The organism is Enterobacter cloacae (assembly GCF_011078175.1).
Taxonomy (GTDB): Bacteria; Pseudomonadota; Gammaproteobacteria; order Enterobacterales; family Enterobacteriaceae; genus Enterobacter; species Enterobacter cloacae_Q.
In genome coordinates, this window is sequence record NZ_JAALCJ010000003.1 from 458,716 (window position 1) to 472,612 (window position 13,897).

12 protein-coding genes and 3 tRNA genes are annotated in these 13,897 nt (G+C 55.7%); 3 read left to right on the forward strand and 12 right to left on the reverse strand.

Annotated features, from left to right (window positions below; genetic code table 11):
• From hflK to nnr, 8 genes are all read right to left on the reverse strand, one after another.
• Positions 1-1,260 (reverse strand): FtsH protease activity modulator HflK, encoded by a 1,260-nt coding sequence (gene hflK / locus G6Q29_RS09340; RefSeq protein WP_003855992.1) that lies wholly within the window; start codon positions 1,258-1,260, stop codon positions 1-3.
• A gap of 56 nt (positions 1,261-1,316) precedes the next feature.
• The gene (hflX, locus tag G6Q29_RS09345; protein ID WP_003855991.1) at positions 1,317-2,597 is read right to left on the reverse strand and encodes a ribosome rescue GTPase HflX; all 1,281 of its coding nucleotides are present in this window, start codon (positions 2,595-2,597) and stop codon (positions 1,317-1,319) included.
• Between the two features lie 74 nt (positions 2,598-2,671).
• A complete protein-coding gene (gene hfq / locus G6Q29_RS09350) occupies positions 2,672-2,983 on the reverse strand; it encodes an RNA chaperone Hfq (RefSeq protein ID WP_003855990.1) in 312 nt (103 codons plus the stop codon).
• A gap of 85 nt (positions 2,984-3,068) precedes the next feature.
• Complete coding sequence (gene miaA, locus G6Q29_RS09355) at positions 3,069-4,019, reverse strand: tRNA (adenosine(37)-N6)-dimethylallyltransferase MiaA (RefSeq protein WP_165465377.1); 951 nt, start codon at positions 4,017-4,019, stop codon at positions 3,069-3,071.
• Positions 4,012-5,856 carry a DNA mismatch repair endonuclease MutL gene (gene mutL / locus G6Q29_RS09360; RefSeq protein ID WP_165465378.1) on the reverse strand — a complete coding sequence of 615 codons (1,845 nt, stop codon included), beginning with the start codon at positions 5,854-5,856 and terminating at the stop codon, positions 4,012-4,014. The genes miaA and mutL overlap by 8 nt, the downstream gene beginning before the upstream one ends.
• 9 nt (positions 5,857-5,865) lie before the next feature.
• Complete coding sequence (gene amiB / locus G6Q29_RS09365) at positions 5,866-7,206, reverse strand: N-acetylmuramoyl-L-alanine amidase AmiB (RefSeq protein WP_165465379.1); 1,341 nt, start codon at positions 7,204-7,206, stop codon at positions 5,866-5,868.
• A 16-nt stretch (positions 7,207-7,222) separates the two neighbouring features.
• Positions 7,223-7,684, reverse strand: a complete 462-nt coding sequence (gene tsaE / locus G6Q29_RS09370) for a tRNA (adenosine(37)-N6)-threonylcarbamoyltransferase complex ATPase subunit type 1 TsaE (protein WP_003855970.1) — start codon at positions 7,682-7,684, stop codon at positions 7,223-7,225.
• Entirely contained in the window at positions 7,677-9,200 is a 1,524-nt protein-coding gene (gene nnr, locus G6Q29_RS09375; protein ID WP_165465380.1) for a bifunctional ADP-dependent NAD(P)H-hydrate dehydratase/NAD(P)H-hydrate epimerase, read from the reverse strand. The genes tsaE and nnr overlap by 8 nt, the downstream gene beginning before the upstream one ends.
• Between nnr and queG the strand changes: the two genes are divergently transcribed.
• Entirely contained in the window at positions 9,199-10,338 is a 1,140-nt protein-coding gene (gene queG / locus G6Q29_RS09380) for a tRNA epoxyqueuosine(34) reductase QueG (protein ID WP_015572463.1), read from the forward strand. The genes nnr and queG overlap by 2 nt on opposite strands.
• A 270-nt stretch (positions 10,339-10,608) precedes the next feature.
• On the opposite strand, the gene G6Q29_RS09385 is transcribed toward queG, so the two are convergent.
• From G6Q29_RS09385 to orn, 4 genes are all read right to left on the reverse strand, one after another.
• Positions 10,609-10,684: transfer RNA gene (locus G6Q29_RS09385), tRNA-Gly, on the reverse strand.
• 45 nt (positions 10,685-10,729) lie between these two features.
• Positions 10,730-10,805 (reverse strand) — tRNA-Gly (locus G6Q29_RS09390).
• Positions 10,806-10,850: 45 nt separating this feature from the next.
• Positions 10,851-10,926 (reverse strand) — tRNA-Gly (locus G6Q29_RS09395).
• Between the two features lie 196 nt (positions 10,927-11,122).
• A complete protein-coding gene (gene orn, locus G6Q29_RS09400) occupies positions 11,123-11,668 on the reverse strand; it encodes an oligoribonuclease (protein ID WP_003855965.1) in 546 nt (181 codons plus the stop codon).
• A gap of 107 nt (positions 11,669-11,775) precedes the next feature.
• Between orn and rsgA the strand changes: the two genes are divergently transcribed.
• A complete protein-coding gene (gene rsgA / locus G6Q29_RS09405) occupies positions 11,776-12,828 on the forward strand; it encodes a small ribosomal subunit biogenesis GTPase RsgA (RefSeq protein WP_207309784.1) in 1,053 nt (350 codons plus the stop codon).
• 97 nt (positions 12,829-12,925) lie between these two features.
• A complete protein-coding gene (gene asd / locus G6Q29_RS09410; protein WP_165465382.1) occupies positions 12,926-13,894 on the forward strand; it encodes an archaetidylserine decarboxylase in 969 nt (322 codons plus the stop codon).
• Positions 13,895-13,897 lie beyond the last annotated feature (3 nt).

Genomic DNA, 13,897 nt, shown 5'->3' on the forward strand with positions numbered 1-13,897 from the left:
TTATTCCCCCTGACGCTGGTAGTCGTTACGCTGCGCGTTAGCACGGCGTTGGTCCATAATGTCACCATCGTTCGAAGAAGGCGTTGTGTTCGCGCTGGCGCTGCCAGACGAGGCTGGCGGCAGACGCAGCAGGTTATTCGCACCGCTGTTGTCTTTTGCTGCCGGTGCAGAACCGCCTTTTAGCATCTGATCCAGCGGCAGAACCATCAGGTTTCCGCCTTTGTTGTCGTTAACCAGCACTTTACGCGTATGGCTCAGCACTTTTTCCATGGTCTCGATATAAAGACGCTCACGGGTAATTTCCGGCGCGGCTTTATATTCCGGCAGGATCTTCGCGAAGCGAGCCACCTCACCCTGTGCTTCCAGGATGGTCTGGGTCTTATACGCACGCGCTTCTTCCAGAATACGCTGCGCCTGACCGTTTGCACGCGGCTGAACTTCGTTGGTGTACGCTTCCGCTTCACGGATGTACTGCTGTTCGTTTTCACGCGCGGCAATCGCATCGTCAAACGCGGCTTTCACCTCTTCCGGCGGACGTGCAGCCTGGAAGTTGACGTCCAGCAGGGTGATACCCATGTTGTACGGACGGATGGTCTCTTCCAGCTCACGCTGGGTATCGCTACGAATAACGGTACGACCTTCGGTCAGAATGCGGTCCATGGTGTATTTGCCGATCACACCGCGCAGGGCGCTGTCGGTCGCCTGACGCAGGCTGTCATCGGCGCTGGTCACGCTAAACAGATAACGTTCAGGATCGGTCACGCGGTACTGCACGTTCATCTCAACGCGCACCACGTTCTCGTCAGAGGTCAGCATCACGCCAGAAGCGGCCAGTTCACGGACGGACTCCACGTTAACCGCGGTCACGTCATCAATGAAGGTCGGCTTCCAGTTCAGGCCGGGCTCAACCAGATGGCTGAACTTACCGAAACGGGTGACCACGCCGCGTTCTGCTTCTTTAATGGTGTAGAACCCGCTGGCTGCCCAGATGATTACCACCGCAGCGGCGACAATGCCCACCACGCGGCCACCCATTGGCGGGCGCGGACTCTGAGTGGAATTGCCACCCGAGCCAGAACCTTTTCCTCCGCCAAGGCCACCAAGCTTTTTGCTCAGCTTGCGGAAGATATCATCCAGATCCGGCGGCCCCTGCTCGCGACCACCTTTGTTGCCATTTCCCCCAGAGTTGCCGCCTTGATTATTGCTGCTTCCCCACGGGTCGCGGTCTTGTCCGTTATTACCGGGCTGATTCCACGCCATGTATATGCTCCATATTTGTTATGCAAGGGCGAATTTTTCAGGCTTCCCCTTTCTGATCAGACGATATAGTCCGCCAGCGCAGGTTCTTGTTTACAGAGGCGACGCCAGTCAACGATCGGCATACGCACCTGCATCCCCACGCTGCCGTCATCCTCCATCCACTCTTTTTCTATCGCCTGAAGCTGATAAAACCGGCTGCGCAGCCTGCCTTCCTGTGGCGGCAGTCGCAGCGTGTGCTGAGCTACCTCACCGGAAAGACGTTCTGTCAAAGCCTGGAAAAGCAGTGGCACACCAATCCCGGCCTGAGCAGACAGCCAGACCCGAATCGGTTTGTTCTCTTCATCTCGATCAATACGCGGTTCGAAATCGTCCAGCATATCGATCTTGTTCATCACCAACAGCGTTGGGATTTCGTGGGCATCAATCTCTTCGAGTACCACGTTCACCGCGTCGATGTTCTCCTGCACGCGTACGTCAGCCGCATCAATCACATGCAGCAGCAGGGTCGCCTGACGCGTCTCCTGCAACGTTGCTTTAAATGCCGCCACCAGATCGTGCGGCAGATGGCGGATAAACCCTACGGTATCCGCCAGCACCGTTTCACCGACGTCTGCGACGTCAATACGGCGCAGGGTTGGGTCCAGGGTCGCAAACAGCTGGTCTGCGGCATACACCTGGGCCTCGGTTATCTGGTTAAACAGGGTGGATTTACCGGCGTTGGTATAGCCCACCAGCGACACCGTTGGGATATCGGCTTTCGTTCGCGCCCGACGCCCCTGTTCGCGCTGTTTCTCTACACGTTCCAGACGTGAAAGGATCTGGGTTATACGCCCACGCAGCAAACGGCGGTCGGTTTCGAGCTGGGTTTCACCCGGGCCGCGCAAACCAATCCCGCCTTTTTGTCTTTCAAGGTGTGTCCAGCCACGCACCAGACGCGTCGCCAGATGACGCAGCTGCGCCAGCTCAACCTGCAACTTACCCTCGTGGGTACGCGCACGCTGAGCAAAAATATCTAAGATCAACCCCGTGCGATCGATAACACGGCATTCGCAAAGAGCTTCCAGGTTACGTTCCTGAGCCGGAGACAGCGCATGATCAAACAGCACAACGGATGCGCCGGTTGCTTTTACGGCATCCGCAATTTCAACTGCTTTACCTTCACCAACAAAGTACTTCGGGTGCGGCGCTTTACGGCTACCGGTAATCACCTGCATTGCTTCGACACCGGCGGAAGAGACCAGAGATTCAAACTCCTGGAGGTCTTCCATATCTTTGTCTTGCGAAAAATAGATGTGTACCAGCACCGCCTGCTCACCGGCGTCATAACGGTCAAACAAGCGTAAACCTCTCTAAAAAGATCAGCGGGGAACGCAGGATCCCTGGCTCCCCGTGTGGATAACAGCCCAAAACCTTATTCGGTTTCTTCGCTGTCCTGCGCTGGTGTTGAAGAACCCTGCGCGTTGCTGCCGTGATGGTAGTTACTGCCAGTGCCGCCGCCAGCGTTATTGCTGTGATGAGATACCGGACGGGACGGAACAACAGTAGAAATCGCGTGCTTATAGACCATCTGGCTGACCGTGTTTTTCAACAGGATCACGAACTGATCGAAAGACTCAATCTGACCTTGCAGCTTAATACCATTCACCAAATAAATAGAAACTGGAACACGCTCCCGACGCAATGCGTTCAGGAACGGATCTTGTAAAGATTGCCCCTTAGCCATTCTATCTTTTCCTTATATGCTTGTTTTGTACTTAGAACCTTGCGATTCTGAAAAATTGCGCACGATACGGCTTAATTGTACACATTCAGTCAGCGATATCACCAACAACCTCAATCACTTCGTTTAACGCCTGTTGTGGTTTTTCACTGTCTAACCAGTGAACCCCCTCCCAACCGCGCAACCAGGTGATCTGGCGCTTCGCTAACTGTCTCGTGGCGCAAACACCTCGATAAACCATTTCATCGTATGAAATCTCACCTTCAAGATACGACCACATCTGGCGGTATCCCACACAACGAATGGAAGGCATGTCCGTATGCAAATCTCCACGGGCAAAAAGCGCCCGCACTTCTGCTTCAAAATCTGAAGCCAACATCTGATGAAAACGCTGCTCAATTCGTTGATGGAGCAGTTCACGGCTCGCCGGGGCGATGGCGAACTGATGCACCTGATACGGCAGAGCGTCTCCTGACGTTTGCGTCAGTTCCGTTAAAGTTTTACCCGAAATGAAAAAAACTTCCAGTGCCCGGGAAAGCCTTTGCGGATCGTTTGGGTGGATCCGCGCTGCGGCAACCGGGTCAATCTCTTCCAGTTGCCTGTGCAAAACGTCCCACCCCTGCTCTGCCGCCTGCCGCTCAATCTTCGCTCTCACTTCCGGATCGGCCGATGGCAGGGGCGATAACCCCTCCAGCAGCGCCTTAAAGTAGAGCATCGTGCCGCCAACCAACAGCGGTATGCGTCCCGCGGCGGTAATCTCGGCCATTTCGGCTAAGGCGTCGCGGCGAAAATCTGCCGCGGAGTAAGCCTGCGCCGGGTCGAGAATATCCAGTAAACGGTGCGGTGCCGCACGCAGTTCGTCTGCGTTGGGCTTCGCCGTGCCGATGTCCATCCCTCGGTAAATGAGGGCTGAATCAACGCTAATCAACTCTACTGGCAAAACTTTACGTAACTCAATGGCTAACGCCGTTTTACCGGAGGCCGTTGGCCCCATTAAAAAAATCGCCTTTGGCAGGCTCGCCTTACTTACATCAGTCATGTTTCAGGGCGGTCATCGCCGTTTGTAAATCAACAGGTTGTAATAAGCCACCTGGTGGCGTTTTCACCAGCTGCGGACAGAGGCGTTCCACCTCCGCCAGAACGGTAATCGCCTGCGCCATACTCCACGGTGAATGTTCGCAGGCCAGGTGGCGGGCGATCCACTGCGCGGTATCGGCGGCATCAAACGTCGTTTGCTGCGCCAGGTAGCCTATCAGTTCAGGAATCAAGTTTTGTAAATTTTGTTGGCGTAAGGGTAAAGGCACTGCGCGAATTGTCACATGCTGCGCGTCCAGTACGATTTCAATCCCCATTTCGGCCAGTTGCGTGTGCACGCGCCGCAAAACCTCTGTTTCTTTAGGGGATATTTTCAGGCGAACGGGGATCAACAGCGGCTGCGCGCAGGCGGCATTTACCCCCGGGGTTAACTGCGCCTGTTTGAGCCAGCGCTCCGCCACGGAAAGCGCCAGCAACAGCAGTTTACCTTCGCGTTCAAGCAACGCCATATCGGGAGCAATAATGGTCAATACCCGACCAAAACTCTGGCTATGCCCATCCAGAGAGGGGGTTGAAACCGTGATGTGCTCTTTATGCTCCACCGCTGGCGTATCCAGCAGTTTGCGGTACAGCGCCCCCTGCTGTTTGTGGTAGCCCGGCTGAGCGTTGGGATAGTTGGCACCGGTTGGTCGCGGCGCGTTGCCCGCCGAGGATAAACGTGGAGCAGACGGCTCGCGCGCGACCGCCGGTTCGGCAAAATGGTTACGCCCGGCCGCCACGCGGTTTTCCGGCAGTGGCCGCGGCGCGGGCTCTTCTTTTGCCAGCGGCAACGCGGGCTCTGCCTGCTGCTGCAATACAGCGGCAACGCCCTGGTAGATGAAATCATGCACCAGGCGCGACTGGTGGAAACGCACCTCGTGCTTGGCAGGGTGCACGTTAACGTCAACCTGATGCGGGTCGATCTCCAGATAAAGCACAAAGGCGGGCTGTTGTTCAGCGCCGAGCTTATCTTCGCAGGCCTGTCGAATAGCGTGGTTAATCAGGCGGTCGCGCATCATGCGGCCGTTGACGTAGCAATACTGAATTTCTGCGAACGCGGCGCTGCTGGCGTTCGGATCGGCAACCCAGCCGCGCAGGGCCAGATCGCCATGCTGCCACTCAATGGCCAGCGCTTTTTCCAGGAACGGTGTACCACAAATGGCCCCCAGCCGACGTTCCTTTTGCCCCCCCTCCGCCACTGCGCGGTACTGGCGCATCACCTTACCGTTATGGCTGAGGTTAAGGGTGACATCAAAGCGCGCCAGCGCGATGCGGCGGATGATCTCGTCGATATGTCCGAATTCAGTCTTCTCGGTTCGCATAAACTTGCGCCGGGCAGGCGTGTTGTAGAAGAGATCCAGCACTTCAAGCGTGGTGCCTACCGGGTGAGCCGCCGGTTTAACCGTGACGTCCATATCGCGCCCTTCGGCGTAGGCCTGCCAGGCTTCCTGCTGGTCGGCCGTGCGGGAGGTCAACGTTAAGCGGGAAACGGAACTGATACTGGCCAGCGCTTCGCCGCGAAAACCCAGGCTGATAATCGCTTCCAGATCGTCAAGTGAGGCAATTTTACTGGTGGCATGACGTGCCAGCGCCAGCGCCAGCTCGTCCTTTTTGATGCCACAGCCGTTGTCACGAATGCGGATAAGCTTTGCGCCCCCGCGTTCGATATCAATATCAATGCGGGTCGCCCCTGCATCGAGGCTATTCTCCACCAGTTCCTTCACCACCGACGCAGGGCGTTCCACCACCTCACCGGCGGCGATTTGGTTCGCGAGCTGCGGCGGTAGAACCTGAATCGGCATGAACTCTCCTTAATTAGTCGCGGTCATTTCACCCGGCAGCGCGGCGCTTGCCGTCTGGGCTGCCCCACCCTGCGGCGCAGACTGAAGCGGATGCGCGTCAAAGTATTTACGCAGACCGTTATAAATCGCTTCGGCAATTTGCTGCTGATAGCTGTCGCTTCCCAGTAAACGCTCTTCACCGTGGTTACTGATAAAGCCCGTCTCTACCAGAATCGACGGAATATCCGGCGAACGCAGGACGCCGAGGCTTGCATGCTCCGGGCGACGCTTATGCAGCGATCCAATGCTTTGCAGCTGGCTCAGTACGTTAGTGGCGACATCATACCCGACGCGCTGAGAATGACCGAACTGTAAATCCAGTACCGCCTGGCTGAGATACGGATCGGCCTGGCTGTTTGCCAGCACATCGCCTGCCCCGCCTAACAGTTCAGACTGCTTCTCGTGCTCTTCAAGCCAGTTCGCCATTTCACTGTTGGCGCGACGGTTCGACAGCACCCATACCGACGCGCCGGTGGCGTTACGGTTCGGCGCAGCATCCGCGTGAATCGACACCAGGAAGTTGGCGTTTTGCTTACGCGCCACATCCGAGCGTCCCATCACTGAAATAAAGTAATCACCGTCGCGGGTCATGACCCCTTTAAACATCGGATCGTCATTCAGAAGCGCACGCAGCTTACGGGCAATGGCGATAGTGACGTTTTTCTCCCGGGTGCCGCCCGGGCCAATCGCGCCAGGATCTTGCCCGCCGTGTCCGGCGTCGATGGCGATAATCACTTTGTCGCCACTGACCGGCGTACGCCGCGTGCTGACCGCCGGACGCGTCACCGTGTTGCTGCTGGTCACGGCGGTAAGTCGGTCATTTTGTGATTTAAACGGATTACGGGCTGGCTCAGACGGCCGTGGGGTATAAACCGGTGCTTCCACGCGTTTTGCCACAACCGGTGCAGGCGGTGGTGGCGGCGGCACGTCAGCATTGATGGTAAAGACCACCGTATAGTTCGCGCCGTTTTGCTGCTTAACCGCCTTCGTTTTGCCTTTTTCGGTGAGATCGACCACCAGACGCAGAGACTGCGCATCCTTCGGCGTCCCCGAACGGATGCTTTTCACCAGATTGTTGCCGCTGAACTGGAGCGGCAGCCCCTGGATCACCCCGGTCTGTTTAATATCGAGCGCCACGCTGCGGCTGTCGATTTGTGAGAAAGCATATTCAGGATCGCCCATAAAGCTGAACGTAATGCGGGCCTGGCTATCGCCATTCGACACCTGAATATCCGAGAGGCTGGCCGCCCCGGCCTGCGCGCACAGCAGGACCGTGGCAGCCAGCACCCAACCTTTAACGCGATTAATCATCCCGTTATCCCTACGCTCAACCGGCTAAACGCGCCAGTAAGGAACAGCCTGATGAGGAAACCGCACTGATGCGCGCCTCACGCCCTTGTGCCTGGTAATCTAAGTGAATTTCGACATCCGGGTCAGGCAGCACACCCGCACCTTGTTGCGGCCACTCCACCAGGCAGATGGCGTCGTTGGCAAAGTAATCGCGGATCCCCATAAATTCCAGCTCCTCAGGATCTGCAAGACGATATAAATCAAAGTGGTACACCATGATATTTTCAAGCGTGTACGGTTCTACCAGCGTGTAGGTCGGGCTTTTTACGTTCCCGTTATGGCCTAACGCCTGCAAAAAGCCACGGCTGAAGGTTGTTTTACCCGCGCCTAAATCACCATACAGATAAATGACGGTCGCCCCCTGACAGGCCTGCGCCACGCGCTTGCCGAGATCCAGAGTGGCTTGTTCATCAGGTAAAGGAATCGCTCGATTAGTCATTTTCTACGTCAATCACATCCGGGTTAACAACACGCCGCAGCGTGCAAAAAAGATCGGTGGCCAGCATACCGCGCGTTCCATAGCGGGCAGCCAGCCTGTCAGACGCCGCACCGTGGGCCACGCAGCCAGCACAGGCTGCATCATAAAGGGGGAGTTTCTGTCCGAGCAATGCGCCGATGATGCCAGAGAGCACATCGCCCATGCCGCCGCTCGCCATGCCTGCATTACCGGCATCAATAATGCCTATCTTATCCTCGCTGGCAATGACCGTCCCCGCCCCTTTCAAAACGGCAACACCTCCGTAACGTTTTACCAGACGTTGGGCAGAAAGTAAGCGATCGCTTTCAATTTCTGCCACGCTACAGTTAAGCAGCCGTGCGGCTTCGCCGGGGTGCGGCGTCAGAATGCGATTGTGACGCTTATCCGGGTTTATTGCCAGAAGGTTAAGCGCGTCGGCATCCCACAGCATCGGTTTACGAAAATTCTCGGCCTTTTGCAGGGCCTCTTTACCCCAGTTCTGCTGACCAAGTCCCGGACCGATCACCACTACATCGGCCCATTCAAGGCTCTCTTCGAGCGTCTCGGGGGTAAGCTCATGGACCATTAATTCCGGACGCGCGGTAATTATCGGCGGAATATTTTCACTGCGGGTCAGCACGCGCACCAACCCAGCGCCGCTGCGCAATGCGGCCTCTCCTGTCATACGAATCGCACCTGCCGTTCCGTGGTCGCCACCAATAATGACCAGCCGGCCATGGTCGCCTTTATGGGACGTAGGCCGACGCGGCGGCAGCCACTGCGTAAGCCGGGAGGCATCAATGCGGGTTATGTGAGTATCCTGTCCGGCCAGCCAGTTTTCCAGTCCCAGGGCGGTGTGGTGTAACATACCCACGACATCCCGGGCCTTGCCGGTAAGCAGTCCCGGCTTCAGGGCGATAAAGGTCACAGTGTGCGCAGCCTCGATTGCATCGCCCGGCGTCGCACCGGTTTGGGCCATCAGGCCGGAGGGAATATCCAGTGCCACCACCGGGGCGGGGTGCGCATTAGCGCGCGTAATCAGCGTGGCGACACTATCGCGAGGCGCACGCATCAGCCCCGTCCCCAGCAGACCATCCACAATCACATCGACATCCTCAGGCCAGAGTATATCAGGCGCATGAATGATGCCTCCCGCGTTCAGCCAGGCCTCTCTGGCCATGCCAGCTTCTTCCGGTAGCGGCTTGTCGCTCTCCAGCGCCAGCAGGGTAACGCGCAGCCCCGCCGCCACCGCAAGACGAGCCACCACATAACCATCGCCACCGTTATTGCCGTGTCCGCACAGGATCAGATAGTGTGAAGCATCCGGATAAGCCATGCGCGCCACGTTAAACGCCGCCTCGCCCGCACGCTGCATCAGTTCGTAAAAGGTAATGCCCATGCTGTCTGCGGCCTCTTTCTCGGCCCGACGAAGGTCATCCGCATGCCAGATGGAATGTGGTATACTTGCGGGGTTTTTCTTCACAGTATGGTCCGTCATGTCACAGCCCCTCGATCTCAATGAATTAGCGCAAAAAATAAAACAGTGGGGTGCTGAACTGGGCTTCCAGAAGGTCGGTATTACTGACACCGATCTCTCTGCCAGCGAGCCTAAGCTACAGGCATGGCTGGATAAACAATACCACGGCGAGATGGAGTGGATGGCGCGTCACGGTATGATGCGTGCCCGCCCCCATGAGCTGTTGCCGGGTACGTTACGGGTCATTAGCGTACGCATGAACTATCTGCCCGCTAACGCGGCCTTTGCGCGCACGCTAAAAAATCCTTCACTGGGTTACGTCAGCCGATACGCTCTGGGACGTGATTACCACAAACTTCTGCGCAACCGTCTAAAAAAGCTCGGGGAAACCATTCAGCAGCACTGTGTTTCGCTGAATTTTAGACCCTTTGTCGATTCTGCGCCTATTCTTGAGCGTCCGATCGCTGAAAAAGCGGGGCTTGGCTGGACAGGTAAGCACTCACTTATCTTAAGCCGCGACGCGGGCTCATTCTTTTTCCTGGGTGAACTGCTGATTGATTTACCCCTGCCGGTAGACGGTCCGGTGGAAGAAGGCTGTGGCCGCTGTGTGGCCTGTATGACCATCTGCCCAACGGGCGCTATTGTCGAACCGTATACCGTTGATGCGCGCCGCTGTATATCCTATCTCACCATCGAGCTGGAAGGTGCCATTCCAGAGGAATTTCGCCCGCTTATCGGCAACCGCATCTACGGCTGTGATGACTGCCAGCTGATTTGCCCGTGGAACCGTTATTCACAGTTAACGGACGAAGAAGACTTCAGTCCACGCAAGGCGTTACATGCCCCGCAGCTAATCGAACTGTTCGCCTGGAGCGAGGCCTGGTTCCTGAAGGTAACGGAAGGCTCCGCCATACGTCGCATCGGTCACCTGCGCTGGCTGCGTAATGTGGCCGTTGCGCTGGGGAACGCCCCGTGGGATGAAGCAAATCTTCAGGCACTCGAAAGCCGGAGAGGTGAGCACCCACTTCTTGATGAACACATAGAATGGGCGATTGCGCAGCAAATTGAAAAGCGAAATGCGGGCGTGGTTGAAGTGCAGTTACCGAAGAAGCAACGCCTGGTCAGGGTGATTGAAAAAGGGCTGCCGCGGGATGTGTGATATATTCACAGGCTGTGAATAAAAATAAGAATTCAGGCGCCATCGGCTCTGGCAAACAGGTCAAGTGATCTCAATAACATTTTGAAATCAAAATTTCATGATGAATTACAGCGAGTTGCGAAGATATTATTCACCCTGCTAACTTTTTGTACAGCCTGCTTTTATCACAATTCCTGTGGATAACTCTGTTCACAAGAGTATTTCAGAAACAATAGAAAACGTCCCCAACGAGGCATTTCGCTGTGGATAATTTGGAAGATAAGAAGAATTTGGAGCGGGAAACGAGACTCGAACTCGCGACCCCGACCTTGGCAAGGTCGTGCTCTACCAACTGAGCTATTCCCGCTTGGGTGTTCTGGTGCTATGCGTATCTTGCGATACTTTCAAATTTTGGAGCGGGAAACGAGACTCGAACTCGCGACCCCGACCTTGGCAAGGTCGTGCTCTACCAACTGAGCTATTCCCGCTTGGGTGTTCTGGTGCTGGCGTATCTTACGATACTTTTCAAATTTTGGAGCGGGAAACGAGACTCGAACTCGCGACCCCGACCTTGGCAAGGTCGTGCTCTACCAACTGAGCTATTCCCGCAAATTTGTACTGCTTTTGTTGCTGTCGTAACGCGTAATTCTCTGTCGTTACGGGAGGCGCATTATACGAGAAATCCGTTTAGCTGCAACCCCCCTCAAAGCGATTTTTTTGAAATTCAGTTCAAGTGCTTATTTAATCGGCAAGCTGAACAATTTAACGACAAAAACCCGGCCGCGCAAGGCGCCGGATCGCAAAATCAGAGCTTAATAAAGTTTTCGCGATAGTACGCCAGCTCCGCAACGGACTCACGGATGTCGTCCATCGCCTGGTGCGTTCCCTGCTTTGTAAAGCCGTCGAGAATTTCCGGTTTCCAGCGGCGGGCCAGCTCTTTCAGGGTGCTCACATCCAGGTAGCGGTAGTGGAAATAGGACTCCAGCTCCGGCATGTACTTAAACAGGAAACGCCGATCCTGACCAATGCTGTTGCCACAGATAGGCGATTTTCCTGCCGGCACCCACTGCTTCAGAAATTCAAGCGTCGCCAGCTCCGCTTCACGGTCACCCAGGGTGCTGGCCTTCACGCGTTCCACCAGTCCGCTGCCGGTATGGGTACGCACGTTCCACTCATCCATCAGCGCAAGCTGGTCATCGGACTGGTGCACGGCAATCGTTGGGCCTTCCGCCAGAATATTGAGATTGGCATCGGTGACCAGTGTGGCGATCTCAATAATGCGATCGCGCTCGGGATCCAGGCCGGTCATCTCCAGATCGATCCAAATCAGGTTGTTTTCGTCCGCGCTCATGTTATTTTCCACCCTTCTCGCATAACCGGCAGTAGCAGGTTAACTAGTATTAATTAGAGTGTATCATAAAGGTTTTGCCCGCTACGGGCGACCAGGAGCCAGCGCGATTGAGTAAAAATAAACTCTCCAAAGGGCAGCAGCGCCGCGTGAATGCAAATCACCAGCGCCGTCTTAAAACCACTACGGAGAAGCCCGATTACGACGACAACCTGTTTGGCGAAGCGACAGAAGGCGTTGTGATTAGCCGCTTCGGCATGCACGCCGATGTCGAATCCGCCGACGGGGATATCCACCGTTGCAATATTCGTCGTACCATCCGTTCACTGGTGACCGGTGACCGCGTGGTCTGGCGTTCAGGCAAGGAGGCGGCAGAAGGGGTAACGGTTAAAGGCATCGTGGAAGCCGTGCATGAACGTACATCGGTACTTACCCGTCCTGATTTCTACGATGGCGTGAAGCCCATTGCCGCCAACATTAACCAAATCGTTATCGTTTCGGCGATTTTACCTGAGCTTTCGCTCAATATTATTGACCGTTACCTGGTGGCTTGCGAAACGCTACAGGTTGAGCCGCTCATCGTTCTGAATAAAATCGATCTGCTGGATGACGAGGCCATGGCCTTTGTGAATGAGCAGATGGACATCTACCGCAATATTGGTTATCGCGTTTTGATGGTATCCAGCCGCACCAAAGATGGCCTGAAGCCGTTAGAAGATGCGTTGACCGACCGCATCAGCATCTTTGCAGGGCAGTCCGGCGTGGGTAAATCGAGCCTGCTTAACAACCTGCTCGGCCTTCAGCAGGAGATCCTGACCAACGATGTGTCTGACGTCTCGGGCCTGGGCCAGCACACCACCACCGCCTCACGTCTCTATCACTTCCCGCACGGCGGCGATGTGATTGACTCCCCGGGCGTGCGTGAATTTGGTCTCTGGCATCTTGAGCCGGAACAAATCTTTAACGGATTTGTCGAATTCCATGACTATTTAGGCGCTTGCAAATACCGCGACTGTAAACATGACAACGATCCGGGTTGCGCCATTCGCGAAGCGGTGGAGAAGGGTGAAATTGCGGAAACCCGTTTCGAAAATTATCACCGTATTCTCGAAAGCATGGACCAGGTAAAAACGCGTAAAAACTTTTCTGATTCTGATAACTGACAACTAAGCTAAGCGTCGCTAAAATCGTCCCCTTTTTTCAGGTTCCGGCAGCGTCATGCCGGATCAGGAACGACAAAACAATGGCCTGGAGGCTACCTTGTTAAACTCATTTAAACTTTCGCTTCAATACATTCTGCCGAAACTGTGGCTCACTCGCCTGGCGGGCTGGGGCGCGAGCAAACGAGCGGGCTGGCTGACCAAACTGGTCATCGACCTGTTCGTGAAATACTACAAGGTCGACATGAAAGAAGCGCAGAAGCCAGATACGGCAAGCTACCGCACCTTCAACGAATTTTTTGTGCGTCCGCTGCGCGACGAAGTGCGCCCGCTGAATACCGACCCGAACGTGCTGGTGATGCCAGCGGACGGCGTGATCAGCCAGCTGGGTAAAATTGAAGACGACAAAATTTTGCAGGCGAAAGGCCATAACTACAGCCTGGAAGCGCTGCTGGCCGGTAACTACATAATGGCCGATCTGTTCCGTAACGGGACTTTCGCGACCACCTATCTCTCCCCACGCGACTACCACCGCGTACATATGCCGTGTAACGGCATCCTGCGCGAGATGATCTACGTGCCGGGGGATCTGTTCTCCGTAAACCACCTGACGGCGCAAAACGTTCCTAACCTGTTTGCCCGTAACGAGCGCGTCATCTGCCTGTTTGACACTGAATTTGGCCCAATGGCGCAGATTCTGGTGGGTGCTACCATTGTAGGCAGCATCGAAACCGTCTGGGCGGGCACCATTACGCCGCCACGCGAAGGCGTGATCAAGCGCTGGACCTGGCCTGCCGGCGAAGAAGAAGGGTCTGTGGCCCTGCTGAAAGGTCAGGAAATGGGCCGCTTCAAGCTGGGCTCAACGGTCATCAACCTGTTCGCGCCGGGCAAAGTTAACCTGGTCGACGAGCTGGCAAGCCTGTCCGTGACCAAACTCGGCCAGCCTCTGGCAGTATCGACGGAGGTCTTTGCAACACCAGACGTTGCGCCTGCCCCGTTGCCGGAAGAAGAGATCAAAGCCGAGCACGACGCCAGCCCGCTGGTTGACGACAAAAAAGACGAAGGCTAACAA